At 49.1% G+C, this 25,671-nt stretch carries 22 protein-coding genes and 1 pseudogene; 9 read left to right on the top strand and 14 right to left on the bottom strand.

The annotated features are described in order from the left end of the window. Nucleotides 1–122 precede the first annotated feature (122 nt). The gene (gene uvrC, locus I8U17_RS13115) at nt 123–1,898 is read right to left on the bottom strand and encodes an excinuclease ABC subunit UvrC (protein ID WP_232331094.1); all 1,776 of its coding nucleotides are present in this window, start codon (nt 1,896–1,898) and stop codon (nt 123–125) included. A 105-nt stretch (nt 1,899–2,003) separates the two neighbouring features. Between uvrC and I8U17_RS13110 the strand changes: the two genes are divergently transcribed. Then, on the top strand, nt 2,004–2,993 hold the full coding sequence (locus tag I8U17_RS13110; protein ID WP_198055378.1) for a hypothetical protein: 990 nt from the start codon (nt 2,004–2,006) through the stop codon (nt 2,991–2,993). Nucleotides 2,994–3,053: 60 nt separating this feature from the next. Here I8U17_RS13110 and trxA read toward each other — a convergent pair whose 3' ends face one another. The 5 genes from trxA to I8U17_RS13085 all read right to left on the bottom strand — a co-directional run bounded on the left by trxA (nt 3,054) and on the right by I8U17_RS13085 (nt 7,805). Further along, a complete protein-coding gene (gene trxA / locus I8U17_RS13105) occupies nt 3,054–3,377 on the bottom strand; it encodes a thioredoxin (protein WP_033102107.1) in 324 nt (107 codons plus the stop codon). Between the two features lie 181 nt (nt 3,378–3,558). Beyond that, complete coding sequence (locus I8U17_RS13100; RefSeq protein ID WP_033102106.1) at nt 3,559–4,542, bottom strand: electron transfer flavoprotein subunit alpha/FixB family protein; 984 nt, start codon at nt 4,540–4,542, stop codon at nt 3,559–3,561. A 20-nt stretch (nt 4,543–4,562) separates the two neighbouring features. Beyond that, nucleotides 4,563–5,342, bottom strand: coding sequence for an electron transfer flavoprotein subunit beta/FixA family protein (locus I8U17_RS13095; RefSeq protein ID WP_198059522.1), 780 nt, complete (start codon nt 5,340–5,342; stop codon nt 4,563–4,565). A 36-nt stretch (nt 5,343–5,378) separates the two neighbouring features. Further along, nucleotides 5,379–5,963, bottom strand: a complete 585-nt coding sequence (locus tag I8U17_RS13090; RefSeq protein ID WP_033102104.1) for a fatty acid metabolism transcriptional regulator FadR — start codon at nt 5,961–5,963, stop codon at nt 5,379–5,381. Nucleotides 5,964–6,113: 150 nt separating this feature from the next. Then, entirely contained in the window at nt 6,114–7,805 is a 1,692-nt protein-coding gene (locus tag I8U17_RS13085) for an AMP-binding protein (protein ID WP_198059521.1), read from the bottom strand. Nucleotides 7,806–8,137: 332 nt separating this feature from the next. On the opposite strand from I8U17_RS13085, the gene I8U17_RS13080 reads away from it, so the two are divergent. From I8U17_RS13080 to I8U17_RS13070, 3 genes are all read left to right on the top strand, one after another. Next, nucleotides 8,138–8,821: a hypothetical protein gene (locus tag I8U17_RS13080; protein ID WP_198059520.1), complete on the top strand. Its 684-nt coding sequence runs from the start codon at nt 8,138–8,140 to the stop codon at nt 8,819–8,821. Nucleotides 8,822–9,051: 230 nt separating this feature from the next. Then, nucleotides 9,052–10,335 carry a BaiN/RdsA family NAD(P)/FAD-dependent oxidoreductase gene (locus I8U17_RS13075; protein ID WP_033102101.1) on the top strand — a complete coding sequence of 428 codons (1,284 nt, stop codon included), beginning with the start codon at nt 9,052–9,054 and terminating at the stop codon, nt 10,333–10,335. 153 nt (nt 10,336–10,488) lie between these two features. Then, nucleotides 10,489–10,920, top strand: coding sequence for a hypothetical protein (locus tag I8U17_RS13070; RefSeq protein ID WP_198059519.1), 432 nt, complete (start codon nt 10,489–10,491; stop codon nt 10,918–10,920). 33 nt (nt 10,921–10,953) lie between these two features. On the opposite strand, the gene I8U17_RS13065 is transcribed toward I8U17_RS13070, so the two are convergent. Then, nucleotides 10,954–11,157: a hypothetical protein gene (locus I8U17_RS13065; RefSeq protein WP_198059518.1), complete on the bottom strand. Its 204-nt coding sequence runs from the start codon at nt 11,155–11,157 to the stop codon at nt 10,954–10,956. Between the two features lie 177 nt (nt 11,158–11,334). Here I8U17_RS13065 and I8U17_RS18605 point away from each other — a divergent pair, with 177 nt between their 5' ends. After that, nucleotides 11,335–12,663, top strand: a complete 1,329-nt coding sequence (locus I8U17_RS18605; RefSeq protein ID WP_198059517.1) for a helix-turn-helix domain-containing protein — start codon at nt 11,335–11,337, stop codon at nt 12,661–12,663. A gap of 5 nt (nt 12,664–12,668) precedes the next feature. Here I8U17_RS18605 and I8U17_RS13055 read toward each other — a convergent pair whose 3' ends face one another. Beyond that, nucleotides 12,669–13,367 (bottom strand): YdcF family protein, encoded by a 699-nt coding sequence (locus I8U17_RS13055; RefSeq protein ID WP_198055382.1) that lies wholly within the window; start codon nt 13,365–13,367, stop codon nt 12,669–12,671. Nucleotides 13,368–13,479: 112 nt separating this feature from the next. On the opposite strand from I8U17_RS13055, the gene I8U17_RS13050 reads away from it, so the two are divergent. Both I8U17_RS13050 and I8U17_RS13045 read left to right on the top strand, forming a co-directional pair. Further along, the gene (locus tag I8U17_RS13050; protein WP_033102097.1) at nt 13,480–14,871 is read left to right on the top strand and encodes an RsmF rRNA methyltransferase first C-terminal domain-containing protein; all 1,392 of its coding nucleotides are present in this window, start codon (nt 13,480–13,482) and stop codon (nt 14,869–14,871) included. A 98-nt stretch (nt 14,872–14,969) separates the two neighbouring features. Beyond that, a complete protein-coding gene (locus I8U17_RS13045; protein WP_033102096.1) occupies nt 14,970–15,188 on the top strand; it encodes a hypothetical protein in 219 nt (72 codons plus the stop codon). 9 nt (nt 15,189–15,197) lie between these two features. Here I8U17_RS13045 and I8U17_RS13040 read toward each other — a convergent pair whose 3' ends face one another. Both I8U17_RS13040 and I8U17_RS13035 read right to left on the bottom strand, forming a co-directional pair. Beyond that, nucleotides 15,198–16,685 (bottom strand): M36 family metallopeptidase, encoded by a 1,488-nt coding sequence (locus I8U17_RS13040; protein ID WP_198059530.1) that lies wholly within the window; start codon nt 16,683–16,685, stop codon nt 15,198–15,200. A gap of 143 nt (nt 16,686–16,828) precedes the next feature. Continuing rightward, nucleotides 16,829–17,848: an aromatic acid exporter family protein gene (locus I8U17_RS13035; protein WP_081943988.1), complete on the bottom strand. Its 1,020-nt coding sequence runs from the start codon at nt 17,846–17,848 to the stop codon at nt 16,829–16,831. Nucleotides 17,849–18,023: 175 nt separating this feature from the next. Between I8U17_RS13035 and I8U17_RS13030 the strand changes: the two genes are divergently transcribed. Both I8U17_RS13030 and I8U17_RS13025 read left to right on the top strand, forming a co-directional pair. Then, complete coding sequence (locus tag I8U17_RS13030; protein ID WP_033102095.1) at nt 18,024–18,227, top strand: hypothetical protein; 204 nt, start codon at nt 18,024–18,026, stop codon at nt 18,225–18,227. A gap of 584 nt (nt 18,228–18,811) precedes the next feature. After that, nucleotides 18,812–19,936: a S8 family peptidase gene (locus tag I8U17_RS13025; protein ID WP_370589259.1), complete on the top strand. Its 1,125-nt coding sequence runs from the start codon at nt 18,812–18,814 to the stop codon at nt 19,934–19,936. A gap of 187 nt (nt 19,937–20,123) precedes the next feature. Here the strand turns inward: I8U17_RS13025 and I8U17_RS13020 are convergent, their stop codons facing one another. The 4 genes and pseudogenes from I8U17_RS13020 to polX all read right to left on the bottom strand — a co-directional run bounded on the left by I8U17_RS13020 (nt 20,124) and on the right by polX (nt 25,527). Next, nucleotides 20,124–22,484: an endonuclease MutS2 gene (locus tag I8U17_RS13020; RefSeq protein WP_198059516.1), complete on the bottom strand. Its 2,361-nt coding sequence runs from the start codon at nt 22,482–22,484 to the stop codon at nt 20,124–20,126. Between the two features lie 88 nt (nt 22,485–22,572). Continuing rightward, the gene (gene sleB, locus I8U17_RS13015) at nt 22,573–23,217 is read right to left on the bottom strand and encodes a spore cortex-lytic enzyme (RefSeq protein ID WP_370589258.1); all 645 of its coding nucleotides are present in this window, start codon (nt 23,215–23,217) and stop codon (nt 22,573–22,575) included. 99 nt (nt 23,218–23,316) lie between these two features. Then, a pseudogene (locus I8U17_RS18380) lies at nt 23,317–23,571 on the bottom strand (peptidoglycan-binding domain-containing protein); the annotation flags it as partial. 201 nt (nt 23,572–23,772) lie between these two features. Further along, complete coding sequence (gene polX, locus I8U17_RS13010; protein WP_033102092.1) at nt 23,773–25,527, bottom strand: DNA polymerase/3'-5' exonuclease PolX; 1,755 nt, start codon at nt 25,525–25,527, stop codon at nt 23,773–23,775. Nucleotides 25,528–25,671 lie beyond the last annotated feature (144 nt).

Here is a 25,671-nt window from a genome sequence, read left to right as displayed (position 1 = left end):
AATTGAAATTGATCCCCTAAAAAAAAGATATAGCAAATGTAAAAATGATACAAGTTATCAAAAAAATAATCATAAAATGTTTGAAATAAAAAAGTCCCGCCCCTTGCGATGCAAAGAGCAGGTTACTCTGTATTGCGCAGTGATTCCTTGATCGTATGCGCCAGCTTATCCCCGATTCCCGCTTTGCGAAACTCCTCGACGGATGCTTCCCTCATTTTAGCGATGGAGCCAAAATGACGATACAGTTGCTGCTTCCGCTTGGGCCCAATTCCGGGAATCTTGTCCAGTGCCGATTCGAGCAGGTGTTTCCCCCTCGTCTGCCGGTGGAAGGTGATGGCAAAGCGGTGAACCTCTTCCTGAATGCGCCCGATCAGATAAAATTCTTGACTCCCCCGCTTTAAATTCACATTTTGCGGCGGATCCCCGGCGATTAGCCCCGCCGTCCGGTGTTTGTCGTCTTTTACCATACCGGCCAACGGAATATAAAGGCCGAGCTCGTTTTCAAGCACATCACGCGCCGCGTTGATCTGTCCCTTTCCGCCATCGACCAGAATCAGATCCGGCAACGGAAGATTTTCCTTCAACACGCGGGTATAGCGCCGCCGGATCACTTCCCGCATCGTTTTCACATCATCCGGCTGGTCGACTGTGCGGATTTTAAACTTTCGGTACTCCTTTTTCGCCGGTTTTCCGTCAATGAAGCACACCATCGCTGAAACGGGATCGGTTCCCTGAATGTTGGAGTTGTCAAAAGCTTCAATGCGGCGCGGCAATCCGATGCCAAGAACTTCTGCCAAATTCTCCAGGGCGCGGACGGTTTTCTCTTCGTCTCTTTCCATCAGTTGGAACCGCTCCTTGAGAGCGATCCGTGCATTTTCCATCGCCATGTTCACCAGATTTGCCTTCACCCCGCGCTGCGGAATCTGCACGTGAACCTCGGGCAAAAGACCCTGTAATAGTTCGAGATCGATTCCCTGTGGCAGGTGAATCTCCTTCGGCAGGCCGGGCATTTCGTGGTAAAACTGGGCGACAAACGTCAAAAAATCCTCTTCCGGCTCTTGATGGTGAGGGAAAATGGAAACTTCGCGCTCGATCAATTTCCCCTGGCGCACGAAAAAGACCTGAACACACATAAGCCCCTTTTCGGCCGCATAACCAAACACGTCACGATCAATTTGATCCTGAAAGACAATGTTTTGCTTCTCCATCGTCGCCTCAATATCCCGGAGCAGATCCCGGTACTCTTTGGCCCGCTCAAACTCCAGCCTTTCGGCTGCTTCTCCCATCTTTTTCTTCAGCTCCCGCTTCAGTTCCGGATAACCGCCATTCAAAAAGCGGGTAATCTTTTGAGTGATCGCTTCATACTCCTCTTTATTCACTTCAAATTCACAGGGAGCCAAGCATTGCCCCATATGGTAATACAAACAAACGCGTTTGGGAATCGTTTTGCACTTTCTGAGCGGAAACAAGCGATCAAGTAATTTTTTGGTGTGCTGCGCCGCCCCTGCATGGGGATAAGGGCCAAAATACCGTGAACCGTCTTTCTTCAGATTTCGCGTCACTTCCAGGCGCGGGTGACGCTCCTTGGTCAGGCGCAGGTAAGGGTAAGACTTGTCATCCTTCAGCATGATATTGTAACGCGGCCGGTGCTTCTTGATCAGATTGCACTCCAAGATGAGAGCTTCCAGAGGGCTGCCGGTCACGATATATTCAAAATCGGCGATATCCATGACCAATCGTTGCGTTTTTCCGTCATGACTGCCGGTAAAGTAAGAACGAACCCGGTTTTTCAAGCTCTTTGCCTTGCCGACATAAATAATTTCCCCATCTTTATTTTTCATCAGGTAGCATCCCGGTTGCTCGGGCAAAAGAGCCAGCTTATCCTGAATCAGTCCCATGATACCCCTCTTTCAACATATAAAAAACTTTAAAATATTATTGGTTATCTAGATATGCAAACATGGTATATTTATCTTATCTTAACTAAAGGAGGAATTTTCTTCGTGTTACGTTTTTCCGATATTCTGCGTCAGCACGGAGTCAAAGTATGGCTCTCCAACCTGGTCGGATCGCTTGCGGTCGGCATTGTTGGAGCCTTTATTTTTGTTCTCTTCTTCTTTGCGCTCATGATTGTCGGCGGTGCTCTCCTGGTCGGATCACTGCCATCGGGAATCAGTCTGGACACCATGACCGGTGACGAGATCATCCCGATGCTCGATTCCTTTTTCTCGTCCGGCACGTTATTGATCCTGCTCCTGTTTCTGCTCATCGGCGGGATTTTGTACTTGCTTCTCGAAGCATTTCAAAACGCCGGGTCGATCAGCGTCGCCGTCCAGGCTGTCGCGGAAAACAAATCAGACATCTCTACATATTTCAGCAAAGGCTTCAAATACATGCTGAAAGCCTTTCTCGTATACCTCTTGTCTAGTTTAGCATATCTCGTGCCAGGCTTGCTGCTGTTAATCGGAATTATCGCAGCCGGGATGAATTCGCCTGTCATCGGCGCATTATTGATTCTGATCGGACTGATCGGTTTCTTCATTTTGGGCCTGGCCTTCATGCATGCTCCCTATATTCTGATCAGCGAAGATACTGACGTGATCTTATCACTCAAAAAATCCTTCCGGCTTTTCACCAAAGCGTTCGGCCGGGTGTTTGGAAGTTTCTTCTTCGCCATGTTGTTGACTGTTGCAATCGTGGTTGTTTACTTACTGGTCAGCTTTGTCTTCGTCTTTCTCGGAAATTCGGGAAATCAGGGTGTGCTCGCTGTGATGGAGCTGATTCAGTTCCTGCTCCAGATCGCAATCACTCCGTTCATCATGATGATCATCACTTTGATGATCGCCTATCGATATCATAAATATTTGCGCCCATTGATTGTCAATGTGGAGGCCGAACCTGCCGCCCCGGCAACAGACGATGCGGATGTTTCCTTTTCCATTAAGAAATCTGATCCGGATTCCCCGTCAACCGAGCGCAAAGACGATGAATAGTAAAATGCCACCAGCTTGGCTCTGGTGGCATTTTTTCTTATAAATCGCTTTTGTTCCGGTTTAGATGTGCTCTTTAATCCAGGCAACCAGTTGTTCTTTCGGTTGCAGCCCGACGGCTTTGGAAACCATTTCGCCGTTTTTGAAGAGCATCAGGGTCGGAATGCTCATTACCCCGAACTTGCCGGCTGTTTCCGGGCTGTTATCCACATTCACTTTTACGATTTTCACCTGATCGCCCATTTCACCGTCCACTTCTTCCAGGATCGGAGCCAACATGCGGCACGGACCGCACCATGGTGCCCAAAAATCGACCAACACCGAACCGGCATCAGCAGATTCGACTTCTTTATTAAAAGTTTGATCTGTAATTTCTACAATAGCCATTTGAAAAATCCTCCTCATAATCTGTTGCAAACCTGCAAACCGAACAAGCCATATAGACTGTTCTACAGAGATAGTATACCACTTGAAAAAAAAAAGTTACAACCATTCCAGACGGTGACAATACAGCAAAGAGCACAATAATCATATTGTGCTCCAGCTTGCGAATGATTGCTGATGATTTTTAATTCTGGGCGAGCAGTTTTTTAAACTCCTCTGTCAACAGAGGGACCACTTCAAACAAATCGCCGACGATCCCGTAATCAGCCACCTGGAATATCGGTGCTTCCGGATCTTTGTTGATGGCCACGATCACTTTGGAGTTTGACATGCCCGCCAGATGCTGAATCGCCCCGGAAATTCCGCATGCAATGTACAAATCAGGTGTAACCACTTTCCCGGTCTGCCCGATCTGCAGGGCATAATCACAATAACCGGAATCGCAGGCACCGCGCGAAGCCCCGACAGCACCTCCGAGAAGGCTGGCCAATTCCTCCAGCGGCTTGAAACCGTCTGCGCTTTTGACACCGCGCCCGCCAGAAACAATGATTCTTGCTTCGGAAAGATCGACTCCGTCAGTCGATTTTTTAACCACATCTTTTACAATGGTGCGCAAGAGATCAGCCGGTACATCTACTCGCAATTCCTCAACGTTGGCCTTGCGCCCTGAATCCGCTTCTCCCTTTTCAATATTGTTGGGCCGAAGCGTGGCAAAAACCGTACCTTCTTTGAACACTTTCTTCACAAACGCTTTTCCGGCATAGATCGGCCGGGTAAAGACGATTCGTCCTTCTTCAAGCTCAACTCTGGTCACGTCGGAAACAAGCCCCAATCCCAAGCGTGCCGCAATTCGCGGGGACAGATCTTTGCCGACGGCGGTATGCCCGGTGAAGATCACATCCGGGTTTATATGTTCAATCACCTTTTTAAAGGCGGCGAAATAACCATCGGTCGTATACTGATCCAATTCATGATTGGTAACGACGAGTACTTTGTCAGCCCCATGCTCGGCAAGCGGATCAACCAGGTCTTTGGCAAAGCTGCCAAACACGGCGGCTGTCACGCTCCCTCCTTCTGCCACTTTACGGGCTGCCGCCAGGGATTCCAGACTCACGTTGCGCAATTTGCCATCGCGGACATCGGCCAACACAAGTACGTTTCTGCTCATGAATTCGTTCCCCCTCGCTGTTAAATCACTTTCGCTTCGTTCCTAAGCAGTTGAACCAGTTCTTTTGCTTGGTCTTTAATATCCCCTTGCAGGATTTTCCCCGCTTGTTTTTTCGGCGGAAGGAAGACATCGATCGTTTCCGTTTTGGCAGCGATCTCTTCTTCGTCCAGATCGAGATCATCCAATTCCAAGCGCGTAAGCGGTTTCTTTTTTGCTTTCATAATACCCGGAAGCGAAGGATAACGCGGGTCGTTCAGCCCCTGTTGGGCCGTGACCAGGATCGGAAGACTGGAGTGAATCAGCTCGACATCCCCCTCCACATCTTTTTCCACCGACACTTTGTTCCCATCGATATCCAGCTTGGTAATAGTGGAAATATGGGGGATTTCCAAAAGCTCTGCCAAACGCGGCCCCACTTGTGCCGAGCCGTCATCCACGGCCATATAACCGCACAGGATAATATCGAAGGCGAGATCCTCTTCCTTGATGGTGGCAGCCAGGATTTTTGCAATGGTATGTTCATCCGGCTCTTCTTCCAATTCTTCGATGTCCACGATCACCCCTTTGTCAGCACCCATCGCCATCGCCGTGCGCAAAGCTTGTTCCGCGCGCTCCGGCCCGATCGTGATCACCGTCACCTCGCCGCCGTGCTTCTCCTTGAGGCGAATGGCTTCTTCCACGGCATATTCATCATAAGGGTTGATGACAAACTCCACCCCGTCTTCGCTGATGCGGCCATTCTCAATGGTAATGCGCTCTTCGGTGTCAAAAGTCTGTTTGAGGCAAACAAGGATGTTCATGGTTACTCTCCCCCTAACCTTACGCGAAGATTTTCTTTAATCCCCCATACCAGAGATGAACAAACGGTGAATCTCATCCACTTGATCGAGCAAACTGTATTTATGGTTGTTCATAATCCATGATGTCACCGTCTCATCCAACGTCCCGAAAATCATTTTCCTTGTGATGCGCACATCGAGATCGCTGCGGAAAATGCCTGTTTCGATACCACGCTCGATGATCTGGTCAATCACATTCAAATACCTTTTCAAGATCTCCCCAATCCCCTTGCGCACTTCAGGATTGGACTGCCTCAATTCGATCTGGGTGACAAGGGCGAGCTCATGATCCCGCTCCAAATGCTGAAAATGAAGTTGAATCAGTTTATAGAGCTGATCTGAGGGGGATTTAATCTGTTTGAGCTCCTCTTCAACCTTGGTGATGAAAGAACCCATTTTTTCACTGAACAAAGAGATCAGTACATCATCTTTGTTTTCAAAGTATAAGTAAATGGTACCGTCTGCCACCTTGGCTTCACGGGCGATCTTTGACACCTGTGCATTGTGATAGCCATATTTCGCGATCACGCGAATGGCAGCCTCAATGATCGCTTCATACTTTTCTCCGGTCCGTTTAGCCATGGTTCAAATCCTCTCAGTATTTTACGATGAATGACTATTCATTCAATTTAAGTTTAGGTTAATACTTCCCAATTGTCAATGCATTTATACACATTTTACAGGTTATAATTAAACGTATTATTTGACTTTTCCTTCCGGCATTTTCTGGAATTACTGCTCTTTTTGTTGCAACTTCACTTTTTCCTCTTCAACCAAAACGCGGCGCAATACTTTGCCAACGGAAGATTTGGGCAGTTCATCGCGGAATTCATACAAACGCGGAACCTTGTAACTGGCAAGTCGGGCCCGGCAAAACTGGTTCAGCTCATCTTCCGTCACCTGCTGTCCTTTTTTCAGCACGATGAAAGCTTTCACCGTCTCCCCCCGATACGGGTCGGGCACACCGACAACCGACGCCTCTTCAATCGCCGGATGCTCAAACAGGATTTCCTCCACTTCGCGCGGATAGATATTGAAGCCGCCGGCAATGATCGTATCCTTCTTCCGGTCGATAATATAAAAGTAGCCGTCTTCATCCATGCGCCCGATATCTCCCGTGCTTAACCAGCCGTCTTTCAATACTTGCTTTGTCTCTTCCGGCCGGTTCCAATATCCTTTCATCACCTGAGGCCCTTTCACTTGCAACTCTCCCACTTCTCCGGGCTGCAGCACCTCGCCAGTCTCGGGATCTACAATGCGCGCATCCGTATCCGGCCATGGCAACCCGATCGTCGAATTTTTCACGCGTTCCCAGACGAGATTGGAATGGGTCACAGGTGAAGTTTCCGTCATTCCGTAACCTTCCAGCAGCCTTCCTCCGGTCAGCTTTTCAAACTGTTCCTGCACTTCGACCGGCAGTGGGGCAGACCCGCTGAGACATGCCTCGATCGACGACAGATCGTACTGATCAATTGAGGGATGATTGATCAGCCCCACATACATGGTTGGTGCCCCGGGAAAATATGTAGGTCGGTATTTGTTAATTAATTGCAAAATCAAATCTCTGTCAAACTTGGGCACCAAAATAATGGTGGATGCCAGCCGAATTGCAAAATTCATCACCACCGTCATGCCATAGACATGAAAGAACGGCAAAGCGCCCAGGATCTTGTCCTTTCCCCTTTTCGCTTTGTACAGCCATGCTTCCGCCTGTAAACAATTGACGACCAAATTGCGATGGGTCAGCATGGCGCCTTTGGCCAAGCCCGTCGTTCCGCCGGTATATTGCAACAGGGCCAGGTCGTCCCCCGACTCGTACACGGCATCAACCGGCTTGGGAAGCGCTTTCTTTAGCAGCCTGACAAAAGAATGAACGTGATCGTTGTATTCCACCTTGACCGATGTCCCATCTATTTTTGATTTTAACGCAAACAGCCAATTTTTCGGGAACGGAAGATAATCTTTGATCCCGGTCACAATGATTCTTTTCAGTTCAGTGACCGGTTCTACTTCCCTGACCTTCGGCAGGACGGCATCAAGACAAACAATCGTTTCGGTCCCAGAATCCTTTAATTGATGCTCCAACTCTTTTCGCATATAGAGCGGGTTGATCTGGACGACGACTGCTCCCAAAAAAAGCGTCGCATAATAGGCGATAATCGCCTGGGGTGAATTGGGAAGCATGATGCCGACCCGCTCTCCTCTTTTAACCCCCAATGATTTCAAGGCATTTGCAAAGCGGTATACCTGGTCGAGCAGCTGACTGAAAGTGAGGCGTTTTCCCAAAAAAATAACTGCATCGCGATCAGGAAAATCCTTAGCCGCGTCAATTAAGAAGCGGGTAATGGGGATATCGGGATAATTCAGTTTAGCCGGCACCTCTGGAGGATAATGCTTGAGCCAAATTCTTTCTGTCCCAGCCATGAGAACGCCCTCCTTTGCTGACTGAACAGTCATTCAAGAATGGGGTATAACTATTTAGAATATATTTTATGATCACTCAAAATTATTTTATCTAATTTTCCCGCTTTTTTAAACCTCAATTTTATGTTCTGCCGAAAATGAAAAAGGGATTTGCATGCGATATTCCGTCTTCACCACTATATGTTTGCAATCCATCCAATGATATGCTTGAAATGCCGGGACACGATCAAGAATGCCGGCTCAATCCCGGAATGAAAACTTAAGCATTGATCAGGGAGCGAGTGCACCACGCGCCGATCTGAAACCAATTTTTAAGAAAACGGGGGAAAGAGATGTATTTCAAAATTTTAAAATGGCTGGGATATCTCATTATGATTATGGCTGTATGCATCGCTGCCATCTTATTTCTCGTCAGTCATGACCCTGAAGTATTGCAAAAACTGAGTTATGATATGTTAATTTTGGGCTTGATCGGCTGTGCTTTGGTCTATTTCAGCCTGTTTGGGCAGCGCTTTCCTCAGTTCCATTCCCATATCGAAAGAATTGCCACGATCTCTTTGTTAATCATTTCATTACTTTTAATCAAGCCGGATGGAGAAGTGATTGCTTCGGTCATTTCCGCGATTGTCACCGCTTTAACCTTTGTCATCGGTCTCTACTTTAACACCCGGATCATCAACGAATCCAACCAAAACAGGCATGCAAAAGATATCCTCATGAACAGCCTGAAATGGGAACGGTTCATTCATGATCACCTCTGGCTTCTGCCTGACCAGATCCTCCAAGATGTCCTGGACATCCGGCAGTTGTTGTACTCCATTGATCTGAAACTGCACGATCCTGCCTCCGCACAAACAAATGAGATGTCAGAAGAGTTAAAAAACGATCTCCATTCCTGGCACGAAAAGATCGGACTCCTCTTTCTTCACATACGGTCAGATTTACAAATTCCAACCTCAGAAGCGTCTGTCTCCGTTCTGACCAGGCAAGCATCCGACAGGAGCAAAGGCGTCTGAAATGACGATCGCAAGGCAAATGCCAAACCGGCGCGGGAATCCGAAGTCTCTCATAACCAGGAAGTTTCGCATAGCGTTGCCTCGTTCTGTGTTAAACTGAATCCTGTAGCCGAAACAACGAAATGAACTCAGCAGATGGCAACTTCCAAGGAAGCGATTTTTGACAGGGGCACCTGCTTCGTTCCAACTTTCTAATCCATACCTTAAGCTGAATTAAAAGGAGCTATGATATGAACTACGATGTTATTGTCATTGGCGGCGGCCCCGCCGGTTTGATGGCAAGCGCCTCGGCTGGAATGCACGGGGCCAGGGTCCTGCTGTTGGATAAAGGCGAAAAACTGGGTAAAAAGCTGGCCATTTCCGGTGGCGGTCGGTGCAATGTGACAAACAATAAAGAAATTGATGAACTGATCCGGAATATTCCCGGAAACGGGCGCTTTTTGTACAGCGTCTTTTCCATTTTTAACAACCGTGACATCATCCGCTTTTTTGAAGATTTGGGGGTCAGTCTGAAAGAGGAGGATAACGGGCGGATGTTTCCGGTCACAGACAGCGCCAAATCGGTAGTCCAGGCTTTTATCAAAAAAGTGAAAGCCGTCGGCACGGAAATTCGCGTCAATCTGCCGGTCAAGCGCATCCTTTATGAAGGGGGGAAAGTAAAAGGCGTTGAATGCCGGAACGGGCAATCTTTTTTTGCCCCTGCCGTCATCGTGGCGACAGGCGGGAAAGCCGCCTCCCATACCGGTTCGACCGGTGACGGATATGCGTGGGCAACCGAAGCGGGCCACACGATTACCGAACTTTTTCCCACTGAAGTCCCGCTTACGTCCGCGGAACCCCTGATTAAAAACAAAATATTGCAGGGCTTGTCCCTTCGCGATGTAGTGTTAACCGTCTACAACCCAAAGGGAAAAAAACTGGTCGAACATCGCGGTGATGTCCTCTTCACCCATTTCGGGCTCTCCGGTCCCGCCGCGCTTCGCTGCAGCCAGTTTGTCGTGAAAGCACTGAAGAAATTCGGAACGCCTTCCATCCCTTTGGCAATCAATCTTTTTCCGGATGTCAGACCTGATCAACTGGAACAAGAGTGGGGAAAAGTTTGCCGAAAACAGCCCAAAAAAACCGTGCGCAACGCCCTGAAACCCTTTCTTCCCGACCGGATGATCCCTGTGCTCACCGAGCGGGCGGAGATTTCCGGGGACTTGACCTGCTCCCATCTCTCCCGTGAACAGCTGGAAAAACTCTGCCAGACAGCCCGGCATTTTACCCTGGCCATCAACGGAACATTGTCCCTGGAAAAAGCATTTGTCACCGGGGGCGGCGTCCATGTAAAAGAAATTGATCCCAAAACGATGCAATCCAAAAAAATGCAAGGCTTATATTTTTGCGGCGAAATTCTGGACATTCATGGCTATACCGGCGGTTATAACATCACAGCTGCCACCTGCACGGGATATGTCGCCGGAAAAAGCGCCGCGGAGCAGGTGATCGGGCAGCGGGCATCCCTATCATGACTTGACATGAAACCGAAGAAATCCGCCTCCTCTGACCAGGCATCCGCTATCACGAAAAAGGAGACAAATGGAAGAGTCCTTTTCCCTTTTTTCTTGAAACGGGCTCTCATATAATAATAGAGAAGCACTCATCAATGGCAGGAGTGAATGGAAGTGAAAACAACTTGGTTGAAACGTTGCGGTTTCTGTTTGGCAGCCGCCGGTTTATCTTTGACTCTGACTTTTGGTTCAATCTCTGATGCACATGCTGCGGCAGAGTATGTAAATCCGCACAGTGACGAGATTCAGTTTGAGGGTACCAGCGGATGGATCAACGGAGGAAAATATTTCGATTTTGACGGTAAAGACGACAACATCACCGGAAAACTCTTTTTCAACAAAGAGGGAGTGGCCGAAGTCATTTTTGACATTTATGATGAGCACGGAAACTTGGTGCGCACCCATCACAAGCTGGCCACAGAACCGCCAAATCCAGGCGGGAGTGATTTTGTCGGCTACAACTTTTATCCCAAACTCAAGGCAGGAAAATACCGGATCATGGTAAAACGGACAACCGGCCTGGGCATGGGCTGGGTTAACTATTAACCAATCCCCGTAACATTTCCCCCGGGAGGATGATCAGCGTTTGGCCGTAAAAAGGAAGCATGGGAAACTGCCGATGCCGTTATCCCTCTTCCTTTTCATTAATGAAGGCCAATCTGCGATAATCCTCCCCTTTTCATTTTCTCCCTGCAATGCCTTCCTTTTTAGATACTGCAAGCGGAAAAATATTAAATCTCTTCTTGCAATTTCATCGTTTCCTGTTTCTTCCGATCGAATCATTGTCTTAAACCTCCCTCTCTTTTTTTAAATCTTACCGTTCATACCTGTGCAATCTGATTAAATACGGATTTTTAAATTCATTTTTTTTAAAAACATCAAATTTGAACCTCTTTTTCGTCTAAAATATAGACAAACGAAACAGGAACCAATATGATAAAAGCGGAGAGGTGATTTTAAGTGAATGCACAAGATTTGAAAGCCTTGGGCGAAGCTCTCCGAAGAATCCGAAAGGAAAAAGGGTTCCGTCTCAAGGACTTGGAAGATCATCGCATCTCCTTCGCCACCATCAGCAGCATTGAACGCGGTGTTCCAACAGTCAAACCGCAAAATCGCATTTACTACTGCCAAAAACTCGGGTTTGATATTGAGGATCTTCCTTCACTCATCAATAAAGAACGGGAAAACCGAAGCCAGATCGAAAACCTGTTGTTTCTGATCGAAACCTGCATCAATCTCGATTGCGACGGTGCCCTGGAACGGTTGCGCATGTTGCAACAAGAGAGCAAGGGGCAGTTTATGGATATTATCCTTTACTTAAAAGGTTTATGTTACATGAAGAAAAATAACTTAAAAGCAGCAGAAAAATATATAAACCAAGCAATCGAATTGATTGATTCCGGGAAAGGCACCATGAACGAAAATAATATTAAAGCTGCCTGTTTCAACGAACTGGGGCGAATCTACTATTTGCGGGATAATAACCTGAATAAAGCACTCGATTTTGTTAATAAAGGGCTGAACGTGTTCATCAAGAGCGGAGACCGCCAAGAATTGCAATATGAATTATTAATTGGAAAAGTTTCCTATCTGGAAAAATTGTACCGCACGGATGAAGCTTTGCAAACCCTCGATGAACTATGGGCCTCGATCCAAAATATAAATCGCCTGGATGTCAAACTCAATATGTATGAACTGAAAGCGACATTGTTAAACCAGAAGAAAAAATTTCAAACCGCCCTCACCTTTGCCAAAGAAGGCTTATACATCGCCAGGGCAAACGGAACGCATGAACAAGCGGTCCGCCTGTTGACAGTATGGGGCAATATCCTGCAGAATGCCGGTGATCTGCAAACGGCGGAAAACTGTTATCAACTGGCGCTCCGGTTGGAGAATAAATTGAAGGATAAGAAATATGTTCTCGTCTCCACCTTGACCCAACTGGGCAAACTGTACGGAAAAAGGGGAGAATGGGAACAATCGTTCAACTGTTTGAATATGGCAGTGAACAGGGGAAGAAAATATAATGATGCACACCGCTTCTGCGAATCGTTAATGGCACTGGGCGATTATTATCTGGAAACAGACGAATATGCCAAGGCGATCACCCCCTATGAAGAGGCTCTGGAAATAAGCACACAATATAATTTCTCCCGGCAAAAGGAAAAATCACTGCTCAACCTGTCAGAATGTTGGAAGAAGATGGGGAATACAGAAAAATATGTTGCCCTGCTCGACGAGTTGCAATCCGAACTCCGTCTTCGCGAACAAGAAGGGTTGGAAACTTGACACTGTCAAGGCCAATCCTTCTTCTGTTCTCCCCTCCCGTCCTCACCGGGAAGAGGCAATCCCGGAATGGATTGCTCAACCGGGATAATATCCCCTTTTCGGCCATAGTACAAAATCCGCAAATACTCTCCATAGACGATCTGCCGGTGATCAGGCCGGTTCATCCAACCCGTTTCAGTCACAGCCTCCTGATTGATCGAAGTATAAGCCGGATACGGGGCGCAATACAGATCGCCGGGCAGATGCCGACGCAGGGTCCGCCATTGCCGTCCGGCAGCATAAGCCTTGCACACAAACAGAAGCCGCCGGATTCGGGTAAAATCGAATATCTCCTTGGCAAACAGCACGTTTTCCAAGGAATTGGCCGACCGGTCCTCGATGAAAATGCATTCGCCCGGTACCCCGAGCTCCATTAACTTCTGCCTGATCACGCGGGATTCGGGAGTTTTGCCGTAAGTCCAGCTTTCGTGTCTGGTCGCTCCCTCCTTATATCCTCCCGTCACTAGAATCAACGGTGCCAACCCCTGATCGTAAGCCTTCTTCGCCGTCTCCCAGATCATCGGATAGGAACCGCCGAAGACAAAAAGCAAATCAAACGGTTTTTCATAGTCAAAGCGGTCACGATGCAGAAATGTCAATTTCGTGATTTCCTCCATCTGCTCCTGCGTCAAAGGAGGCAGTTCCGGAAATTTTGGAATATCCATTTCGGCTTCCCTCCCGCCACTAATGTTTGGAATCCATTTGTGGTATAATGGCACAAGCTTGAATGCGAAATGTTCCCGACCATTTTTGGGTACTGCCCAAAGGAGGACAACAATGGTTTCACTCCCTGTTGATTATCTGGAACAAATGAAACAACTGTTACAAGAGGAATACCCATCTTTTTACCATACCTATGAAGAGCCGCCTACCCGCAGCTTGCGTGTCAACATCTTGAAAACATCTCCGGAGCAACTGAAAGTACGGGTGCCTTTCCATCTTGAATCCGTTCCCTGGTGCCCGGAAGGATTTTATTACAATCACGAGCTTGACCGGCCGGGCAAACACGTCTATCATGCTGCAGGTCTTTATTATATCCAGGATGCCAGCGCAATGGCACCGGCAGAAGCCCTTGAACCCCAGCCCGGGGAAAACATTTTGGATCTTTGTGCCGCTCCAGGAGGCAAGACAACACAGATTGCCGCCAAAATGAAAGGGAAAGGGATCCTCGTCGCCAATGAAATAGACGCAAAACGAATTAAGGCGCTGGTGGAAAATCTGGAGCGCTGCGGTGTGACCAATGCGGTCGTGCTGAATGAGAATCCCGGCCATTTATCGGAGCGATTTTCCGGTTATTTCGACCGGATTTTGGTCGATGCCCCCTGTTCCGGTGAAGGAATGTTCCGCAAGGACGCCGATGCATGTGAGCGCTGGAGCATTCGGGCGACGGAAAAGTGCGCCGACCTGCAACTGGAAATTCTTGAGGCGGCCGCACCGATGCTTCGCCCCGGGGGACGTCTTGTCTATTCGACATGCACATTTAACCCCCGTGAAAATGAAGAGCTGATTTGGCGGTTTCTCCAGCTTCATCCTGATTTTAAACTGATTCCGGTTCCACAGCGGCAATATTATCGTTCCGGCAGGCCCGATTGGATCAGGGAGGCAGACAATAAACTGGTCAAAGCCGCCCGCCTCTGGCCGCATCACCTTCGTGGAGAAGGGCATTTTGTCGCTGTATTGCAAAAAGAGACAACAGCGGAAGGAAGTAAAAAACGCCCCGGCAAATGGCCTCCCGTCCATGCACAAGCCCGAAAGCTGTGGGAACGGTTCGCCAGTGAAACGTTGACGGATACAAACTTTTTGTCAAATGGCACTTTCACCCTGTACGGTGAACACTTATATTACGTTCCTGTTGACATCCCTTCGCTGAAAGGACTCCGGGTGGAACGCCCTGGGCGCTACCTGGGACAGGCCAAAAAGAATCACTTTGTTCCTTCTCACGCCTTGGCTCTGTCGCTGGATCCGCAGATGGTGAAAAGGCAATGCAACTTCACCGTCGATGACCCCGACTTGCTGCGCTACCTTCAAGGTGAAACCCTTCCCTCCGCTCAAAGCAAGGGATGGACGCTCGTCACAGTCGACCATTTCCCGCTGGGTTGGGGAAAAGTGTCCGGAGGGCTGTTAAAAAATCACTATCCCAAATGGCTTCGCTTCGACAAAAACGATTAAAAAGGCGGCCCGCCAAAGGGTCGCCCATTTTTTTCCTCTTCTCATAATTCAAGCGTTCAACCGCATATCTTATGGTAAGAGCCGAAGGAGGGATTCCCATGAGCAAGCCGGACGAAAAAACATATTGGACCCGCTATTTGCCCGTTGCCATGGGAATGATTCATCCGGAATGGCTGTTTATGGGCCATCTGTTTGAAAATGAAGAACCGGAGAATGAAGCAGAGAATGACACAGATGCTTCCGTCTCTCCCGTCCCATCCCTTCCCCTCAGGTCATCCATAAAGGAAATCCAGATCAATTTTCGTTCACGCAAATAGATTTCCATCCTATTGAGTGGAGATTCCTCGCGCCGCCCAGATTTGGTCAATTTTCGCCCCGTGCATCCCTCCGAACAAGATCACATCCGCTTGTTTGATCGCTTTTGCACCATCGTGGAAAGTCGCGTTTGGCGTTAATGACCAATGCGATTGCAAAATGATCTTGGTGGCCACATCCCGCCCAAATGCCTGAGCCATCTCATACAACCCCTGGGACCAAATTTCCCCGTCGGCATGAACCTCTCCCTGCAGATCGTCCGGATATACTTTGTTGGTATCGAGACGGCGCAAGCAAGGCGGGTTGCCCGAGGAATACGCGGTCGAATCCCACTCCGCCACACAGGCCTTTCCGAAATCATCCTGCGTCAGGGCATCCTCGTAGGTGGCTCCCATGTAATCGCCAAAACCTTCGCCCATCGCTCCTCCTTCTTCGCTGTTTCCAAAGCCGGGAACCTGATTGTCTTGGATCGCATGACCCAACTCATGAACAATCACACCGGCATCCTCTGCGTCATCCACGCCACCGGTGCCAAAGGTAAGATCTTTTTTCGTCGGCGAATAAAAGGAATTATCCTCTTTATAGGTATCCACATTGGCCGTGATCGTTCCGTTCATCACATTGGTAAAGCCAAGCCCGTGAATATACCGGATTATCGTATCCAGATGGTAGTAAGCCATCACATCCTCAAAGCTGTTTTGATTCCGGGTATAATTAAAGGTAAGAGTTTGAGAAAATGTTTTTGATCGCGATTGAATGTTCACAAACTGGCCTTTTAAGTTGCCGGATCCGTCCAGCCCCTGGAGAATCACGGGTTTCAATTGTGCATCCAGCGCCGGGGAGTCGGCATCGTTCCGATCAGAAAGACCGGAAACGGACCGCGCTGTCTCTACCGGGTTGGGCAGAAAAACTTTGCCGGAGCCGATGGCATGCCGGTTCAAATCCCTTTTTGCCAACAGCTTGCCGTCGCCGGCTCGCAAATAGGTCTCCCATGCTCCAAACGGGTTGACGGAATGGACGACGACGCGGTAAACCGGAATCGCCTGTCCGTCTTGCACGAGATAGCCGAATTCTTGTTTCGTCGGTCCCCAGGTTTCTTTATCTTTGGCACCGATCTGTTCAAACGCCCGGTCTGTTCTTTCTTCCTGGGAAATTTGCTTGGACGGGATTTTTTGCACTTCCCGCGCCGGTTTAAAATCGGATACGACCAGTTGCACTTTGCCCGCCCGGCTGACCGTCACGACCACCTGGTTCGTAAACACAGGATGGTTGCCGATGACCTGTTGGTATCTGACATAATCCGCCAAAGGGGTTGTAATCGTGGTTGAATATTTCAATTCGGATAAATCTGACTTCAGATGATACGAACTTGCGTGTTCTTTTAAATATTGATCAGCAATTTGTTTGGCAACCGAAACGGTTAACATTTCCGGTTGATGCCCGGGTTCAGCCATCGCCAGCGGAATGCTCAACATGAACACCGACAGAAACGCGACCATCGCCCACAAGCGAAGCTTTTTCGATTTAACCAATCATTCATCCCCCAATTTAATCATATTCAAAAATATTTTATTATTCGGACCCGTATGCGTCCACCGTTTTTATATAAAAAAGCAGGAGCATTTTTCCGCTCCCGCTTGGTTCATCCGCTCTTGAGCCATCGAGGCAACAGTTTCCGCAGCATAAAAGGCTTCCCTTTCCGTCCTGAAGGTTTTAATGCTTCCTTGTGCAGATCCCGCTTGATGAGCAAATAGCGTCGCATCTCATTGAGAAAGTGCAACAAAGCAGCGCGCGTTTCAAATTCTTCCCGGGTGACGGGCAAAGGGGACTTTTTAAATTCCGCGCGCATCTGTTCAAGCTCTTCCAAAAAGAGATGCGCCGTATTCCCCGGGTGCACTGCATCGGAGAGTTTATCGAGGAAATGGGCGATGATATACCCCTGGACACAGCAGGTGTTTAAGGAAGAAACCGTAGGCGCGATCCGCTCCAAAATCTCAAATTGCTTTCCGCGCATTTCAAAGTAACGGTAATAACTGTAGTTAGCATCGTTCAGGCGATTTTCAATATCCTTCAAGGCCAATTCTTTCGCTTGTTTGAGCATATCGGATGTTTCGGTAATCTCTTTTCCGTCCCAGTCGCTGTTGCCGTTACGCAAATAACTGGCAAATTCCTTTAAAATCGTTTTAAAGTTCTGCTCAATCTCTTTGCGGATGCGCTCAAGATCCTTCTCGACATTGGGCATGTGCATATTTACCAAAACTGCTGTTCCGATCCCGATGATCAGGAGCATGGTTTCATTAAAAATTGTTTTGAGATCGATATTCTTTAACAGAAAAAAATGCAAAATGATGACCATGCTGGTGGTAATCCCATCCTTCAGGTTGAGAAAGACGAGCAACGGGATCAGGATAAACAGGAGAACAGACAAACTGAACAGATGGTAGCCGATGGTCTCAAAGATGGCAAACGACAAGCCCATGGCGATAAAACATGCCGCCAGCCGTTCCCATGCCGTTTGGTACGAACGCTTCTTGGTCGGCTGGATACAGAGGATGGTCAGCATGCCGGCGGAAACATAAAATTGAAGTCCCATCCATTCCGCCAACCCCATCGCCAAAGGCATCCCGATTACTGTTTTGATCACACGATATCCAATCTTCATGGGGCCTCACTCTTCTTCTAATAATCATTGCCCATTATAACGCAACCCCCGGCTTTGTAAACCGGAAAAAGCAGCGGGCATTCGTGAATGTTTTATTAACAGCACGATTCCCTAAACTTAACAAGTTTGGTATGATATTAGATGTGAGAACTGTCTGAATCAGGGAGCGATATATATGAGCACGATCACTTCGGCCGGCATTCCTGCCAAAAAAAGTTACTATCGTTTGCTTGAAGCCAGTTTTGACCGCGCCAAGCGCCTTTTGGATGAAATGAATTCCCATCCTGAGAAGTATACCCCCGAGCGAAAGAGGGATACACTGGCTTATCTCACACATCTGCAAAACGAAATGAGAAAATTAAAAATAGATCCGCAATGACTGAGCCATAAAAAGGACAGGAAGTAACGAGCGCATGCCGAAGCCTTTTTCCCGGAAAGGCTTCTTTTTTTCATCCCCCTGCCACCGGACTTTTGCCCGCCTTGCATGACAGAAAACAAATTCCAATCGCTTTCAAAAACCTCTTCATAAAATCCTGCAACACTAATGAAAAATGAAAAACAGCTGATTTCACCGGTAATAACTTCTATTCTCATCCTGTAATTTCAGAAAACGAACACCGACGGTCGCTGGATCAGCCATCAAGAAAATTTCCCTTCTTAATGGAAAATAATCAATAAACTGGCAATCCACTCTTCATATGATATACGGATTCGGATCAAAATTCTACATTTATAATGATGAATTATTTTTGTTTAGTTTGAAATATTTATATTATTTAAGAAATAAGGGAGGAATTTTCATTTGAAAAGAGAATGAATAAATAGATCATGCAAAAGGAGGGTTGCCGGATAAGAATAAAGTATCTTACTGTTATATGTCTGAATGATCGGAATTGGCGTTGAATTCATCAAAAAGGAGAGTGCCGTATGAAACGCATCTTGAGTGTAGTGGCAGCTTTGTTGATGTTGGCGCTGCTCATTGTTCCTTCGTCCATTTTCGCAAGCCCTGCCCATCCGACAAATTATGTTCCCGGGGAGTTAATCGTCAAATTCAAGCCGGGCGTTAATACCGCTTCCGTCGAATCGCTCAGTGACCAGCTTGGAGCAAAAGTGGTCGAATCATCAAAATACGGCTGGCAAGTTGTCAAGTTCGACAAAAATACCTCCATTCAGGACATGATCAAAAAATATAAAGCAAACCCCAATGTACAATATGCAGAACCAAACTACTATTTCCATGCAGAATGGACTCCGAATGACACCTATTTCAGCAGCCAGCAATGGGGCCCGCAAAAAATTCAGGCTCCGCAAGCCTGGGATGTCACCAGAGGCAGCAGCTCCGTAAAAATCGCTATCGTTGACACCGGAGTGCAATACGACCATCCGGATTTGAGCGGCAAGGTGATCAAAGGATATGACTTTGTCAATAACGATTCTGATCCTTATGACCAAAACGGGCACGGAACCCACTGCGCCGGGATTGCCGCCGCTGTAACCAACAACAGCAGAGGGATTGCCGGTATCGCGCCCAATGTGAGCATTCTGGCAGTTCGTGTTCTGGATGCTAACGGCAGCGGCACATTGGCCAATGTCGCCAACGGAATCCAATATGCTGCCGATCAAGGAGCAAAAGTCATCAGCCTGAGCCTTGGCGGTTCTGCCGGTACCTCCACTTTGCAAAATGCGGTGAACTATGCTTGGAGCAAAGGAGCCGTTGTCGTGGCTGCGGCCGGTAATGAAAGCACTTCTGCTCCGAGCTACCCGGCTTACTACAGCAATGCCATCGCCGTAGCATCGACCGATTCCTCCGACAGACTCTCTTATTTCTCCAACTACGGCAGCTGGGTTGATGTTGCCGCTCCCGGCTCCAGCATCTTCTCAACCTATCTCGGCAGCACTTATCAAACCCTGAGCGGCACTTCGATGGCCACCCCCCATGTGGCTGGTCTTGCTGGTCTGCTCGCCTCCCAAGGCAGAAGCAATTCGCAAATCCGCGCAGCCATTGAAAACACCGCCGACCGGATCTCCGGCACGGGTACTTACTTTACCTACGGCAGAATCAATGCTTATAAAGCTGTAAATTATTAATCCAAGAAATTGCCCGCAAAAAAACCAGCCCCCGCTTGAACCCGGGCGGCTGGTTTTTTTATGATAAACGAAAATCACCTGGCATAAAGCAGAAACCAGACAAGTCCGACCACAAAAAACAGTACGGCGATCGTTCCTAAAATCCGCGGCAGATATTGCATAGAAAACCTCCACTACTCACCGGTAGTCAGCGCAATTCCACGATGGTTACGCCCGAACCTCCTTCGCCGTGGGCTCCGAGGCGGAATCCTTTCACACTGCGATGTTTCCGCAAAAACTCCTGTACGCCGGTGCGAAGTGCGCCGGTCCCTTTCCCGTGAATCAGCGAAACCTGTTTATATCCTGCGAGGAGGGCTTTATCCAGATAGCTGTCAATTTCCAGGATGGCTTCTTCCACCATTTTCCCGCGCAAATCAAGTTCCGGTTTTACATCGGTTCTTGAGCGTTTCACGGTTGATTTGATTTTGACAGCGGGAGCGGGTTTGGCTGACGCCCGCTTCTCGAGGCCGTCGCGGTGAATTTTCATTTTCAAAAAGCCGATCTGCACCTGAAATTCATCGTTATCCAGCACTTCCACCACTGTTCCGGTCTGATTGATCGAGAGCACCGTCACCTCGTCACCGACCTCGATTTTTCGGGATTTTCCGGCTGCCTTCTTCGTTTTTTTGGGCAACTCCCAGTCCGGAACAGCCTGATCCAGCCTTTTTTTCGATTCAATCAATTGATGTTCCTTGATATCTTGCGGTTTCTGTTTCGCCCATTCGCGCAACTCTTTCAACACCGCTTCTGCTTCGCGCTGGGCCGTGCGCACGATTTCCCGCGCCTCCATGCGCGCTTTCTCCTTGATTTTCGCCTTCTCTTCTTCCCACTGATCCAGCTGCCGGCGCATATCCTCATACAGCGCTTCCGCTTCCCGGTGCAACTCCGCGGCTTTGATCCGTTCCTCTTCCGCTGCTTTTCTTTCCGCGGTGAGGCTGCTGATCATCTCTTCCAGCCGGTTTTCTTCGCTGGAAAGATGCTGTTTCGCCACTTGGATCAATTCTTCCGGCAATCCGAGCCGTTTTGAGATCAGAAACGCATTGCTTCGCCCGGGAACACCGACGAGCAGACGGTAAGTCGGCCTCAATGTCTCCACATCAAATTCAACGCTGGCATTGACTGCTTGCGGATGCGTATGGGCAAACAATTTCAATTCGCTGTAATGGGTGGTGGCAATGACCAAAGAGCCACGGGAAATGACATGCTCCAGAATGGCGATGGCCAGTGCAGCCCCTTCGGTCGGGTCGGTCCCTGCTCCCAGTTCGTCAAATAAGACCAAACTTCCCTCATCGATTCGCTTTAAAATGCGGATAATATTCCGCAGGTGTCCCGAAAAGGTGCTCAAGCTTTGCTCAATGCTTTGTTCGTCTCCGATATCGGCAAATACTCCGCTGAAGACGGGCATCGTGCTCTCTTCTTCCGCCGGAATCGGAATTCCCGACTGCACCATCAGCGCAAACAAGCCTACCGTTTTCAGCGTCACTGTTTTCCCGCCGGTGTTCGGTCCCGTAATGATGACAGACCGGTATCGTTTCCCCATCTCAATATCGATCGGAACGACCTCTTCCGGCGAAATCAAGGGGTGGCGCGCTTTTTTCAGGCGCAACGTCTGATCGGTCGAAAGCTGCGGACAGACCGCTTTCATCTGATAACCGAACCGGGCCCGGGCCGCGATCAAGTCAAGTTCAGCCAGGGCGGCCACATTCGCTTGCAGATGCTCAGCCTCTTCCTGCACCTTGGCTGTCAGGAGACCGAGCACGCGATCCACTTCTTTCTGCTCCGACAACTCCAGTTCACGCAAGCGGTTGTTCAATTTCACCACCGCTTCCGGCTCAATGAACAGCGTGGCTCCGGAAGCTGATTGATCATGGATAATCCCGCCAAATTGCGCCCGGTACTCCTGCTTCACCGGAATCACATAGCGATCAAAGCGCTGAGTGATGATCGGTTCCTGCATCATTTTCTGATAGTGGGCACTTCGGATCATGTTATTTAACGTCGACTGAATTTGCCCGCGCACGTCCCCCATCTGCTGACGGATTCTCCGCAACTCCGGGCTGGCCTGATCCTTCACCATCCCCTGATCATCAATGCAGGCGAGGATTTCCTTTTCCAAATGATCCAAGCTTTCTATGCTCTCCGTCAGTTCCCTGAGCAAAGGGAGTTCGGCCGTTTCCTCTTCCAGTTGCCGCAACAGCGACTTCACTTTTCTTCCGGCGGAAACCGTGCTGGCAATCTCCAGGCACTCCGCTTCATTCAACAATCCGCCCAGAGCCGCACGGCGCAAACTGGCACGAATGTCGCGCACACCGCCGAGCGGAATATCCCCTTTTAAACGGAGAAGATCCATCCCCTCCTGCGTCTCCGCCAAACGGCGCTTCACTTCTTCCCATTGATCCGAGGGAACCATCGCCTCGACTTTTTCCTTGCCGAGGCTCGTCGCCGCATGGCTTTTAACAATCTCTTTTACTTCATCATATTCCAACGAATTCAGCGTCCATTGTTCCACGCCGACATCTCCTCTTTAATAAAAAAATCCCTTTCTATTATAGCACGACTGCAAACGGAAAAACCGAATCCCTGCGGGAAGGATTCGGTTATTTGCAGAAGACATGTTTTCCGATTCTCTTGATGATCGGCCGGCTCCAAATCCATTTGGATGTGGAACGAGCAGGGTTGAAATAATACAAAGCTCCGCCCGAGGGATCCCAGCCATTGATCGCATCCATTACAGCCTTGCGTGCGGTTTCATCCGGTTCCATCCAGATCTGCCCGTCAGCCACTGACTCAAATGCCAACGGCTGATAAATAATCCCCGGAACCGTATTGGGAAATTGGGAGCTGTCAACCCGGTTTAAAATAACCGCGGCAATCGCCACCTGGCCGACATAAGGCTCGCCCCGGCCTTCGGCGTAAACGGCCCGTGCCAACAGATTGATGTCGCTCTTACTAAATCCGTGACTGCTTTTGGGCAGCGTGAACGCCTTCCTGGCTTTTTTCGGAGCATAGTTCCTGGTTGCCTTGCGCAGCTTCGCCATCGTTTCCGGACCGGCGATCCCGTCGATTTTCATCCCAAAACGGTATTGAAACAGGCGAACGGCGTGATAAGTCCGATTGCCGTAAACACCGTCAATTTTCCCTGTATAAAAGCCGAGAAACCCGAGTCGCCCTTGCAGTTCCCAGACTCCCCCGCCGCGCGCCCCGCGTTTGAGCACCGGCCCTTTGGGCTTCTCTTTCGTCATCTCCGGTGTCCAATGCTTGGTTGCCTTCCACAAGCGAAGTTTCGTTTTGGGGCCGACGATCCCGTCGATTTTCATGCCAAAGGCATACTGGAACAGACGGACGGCCCGGTAGGTTCGGTAACCAAACACGCCATCCACCGGGCCCGTATAGTAGCCCAGCAATTTCAAACGGCCCTGCAGTTCCAGTACATCTTTTCCGGAAGAACCCTGCTTCAAAATCCCGGAGCCAAAGGCTGGAACCGGATTTGCCTTGGCGGCCGTCTGCGCCCACAGATCCGTGTGGATGCCGGTAACCGCCACCAAAACGACCGCCAAAAGAAGGAGCGCGATTTTGATAAAAGTTCGGTTTCGCATACGGAAAAACAACCCTTTCCAGGTTGGTATTTTCCGTTATTATGCTTACCTTTCCCGCAAATCATACGGAAACCCTTTGATAAGGAACGACGCCCGTGGACGGTTTCCGATGATCAGTGACATGTGAGACTGCCATGAAAACACAACATTAAATCGTCCATCCCTTTTTAACCGGGGTCATCCCAAGCGGGACATGATCAGCTACTTCCCATTTTCGGCTTTCGATTTCCCTGTCTTTTGTTTCAAGCGTTGCAAGAGTTCATGTAACGGCAACGTGTTCAGCACATCTTTCGGTTCCAGCCAACCCCGCCGGGCGGTGGCCACTCCATAGGCGATATTGCCCAGCTCTGCGGTGGAATGGGCATCGGTGTTAATGGCAAAGGTGAGTCCGTACTCTTCTTTTGCTTTTTTTATAAGCTCGTCGTTTAAATCGAGGCGGTGCGGGTTGCTGTTCAGTTCCAAAATCGTGCCTGTCTCCTTTGCCGCCTGAAAAATGCGGTCGACATCCACGGAATAAGGGTCGCGCCGCAGGAGAAGGCGCCCCGTCGGATGGGCGATCATGTTGACGTACGGATTTTCCATGGCCTGGATGATGCGTTTGGTCATTGCTTCCTCGTCCTGGTTAAACCGGCTGTGGATCGAGGCAATGACAAAATCCATCCGGGCCAGGATTTCATCAGGATAATCAAGACGCCCATCCGGTAAAATATCCATTTCCACCCCTTTTAATATCACGATGCCCTCCAGTTCGGCATTGATCCGCTCAATCTCCGCCCACTGTTCCATCAATTCCTCCACCGACAGCCCGCCGGCCACTTTCAGCGATACTGAATGGTCGGTGATGGCAATATACTCGTATCCTCTCGCCTTGGCTGCCAACGCCATGTTTTTAATGCTGTCGGCTCCGTCGCTGTACAGGGTGTGCATATGCAAATCCCCGCGAATCTCTTCCGGACGGATCAGCCCGGGCAGATTGTCCTGCTCAGCCCGCTCCATCTCGCCCCGGTCCTCGCGCAGTTCCGGGGCAATCCAGGGCAGATCCAAGGCGGCAAAAAACTCCCGCTCGTCGGCAAACGTCATCGTTTCATCCGTTTCGCTGTTAAAAATCCCGTATTCGCTCACTTTCAGGCCATATTTTTTGGCCCGTTGGCGAATGCGGACATTGTGTTCTTTGGAACCGGTAAAATGATGAAGGGCGCTGGCAAATTGAGCCGGTGTCACCAGCCGGAAATCGGCTCCCATTTCGATTCCCTCCACATTTACCCGCACGCTCACCTTGGTTTCTCCCTGACCGATGATCTCTGTCACGACGGGCAAGCGGACGATTTTCCTCCCCAGTTCCACGGGAGAGACGGTGGCGATGACAAAATCGATATCCTTGATTGTCTCTTTTCTCCGGCGGAGGCTCCCCGCCAGTTCCATTTGCAGGACTTCTTCCTCATCCTTGAGCTGTTCGGCCAAATGGCTGGCAACAAAGAGCGCCTCATGCAGCAAACGGCGTTCCGGCCTGTTCTGCACCTGGGCGATCGCCTCCAGGATCTTCTGCTCCTTTTTAGGGCCGAATCCCGGCAGAGAACGAATTTTTTGCTTTTCCGCCGCTTCTTTCAATTCGTCCATGTTTTTAATGTCCAGTTCCTTATAAAGCGTGTGAACCGATCGCGGGCCGAGCCCCGGAAGTTTGAGAAGTTCCGGAAGACCTGGCGGCAATGTGCTTTTCAGCTCTTCAAGCATGCCGATCGATCCGGCGGCAACCAGTTCCTCAATCACCCCGGCCGTCCCTTTTCCAATCCCCGGCAGTTCTTCCAGGCGATCCAATTGTTTTGCAATCGGAAACCGGCAGTTTTCCACCGTTCGGGAGGCACGGCGGTAGGCATTCACCTTGAAGGCATTCTCCCCGCTGATTTCCAGCAGGTCGGCCAGTTCAAGCAAAGCGGCGGCTATTTGTTTGTTATGCATTGCATCACGCTCCTCACAAAAAAGAGGCTACGTTTTCCGTAGCCCGAGGTTGTTGACAAAGAAGGTCAACAGCCTTTTTTGTTGAAAAGGTATAAAAAAACATTCCGAAGGAAGGTTTCTATGTTCAGGACGAATTCATCCAGA

This window comes from Thermoactinomyces sp. CICC 10521 (genome assembly GCF_016055135.1).
GTDB classification, from domain to species: domain Bacteria; phylum Bacillota; class Bacilli; order Thermoactinomycetales; family Thermoactinomycetaceae; genus Thermoactinomyces_A; species Thermoactinomyces_A daqus.
Note: the sequence above shows the minus strand (reverse complement) of the source record. Positions and strands in the feature narration are given on the sequence as shown.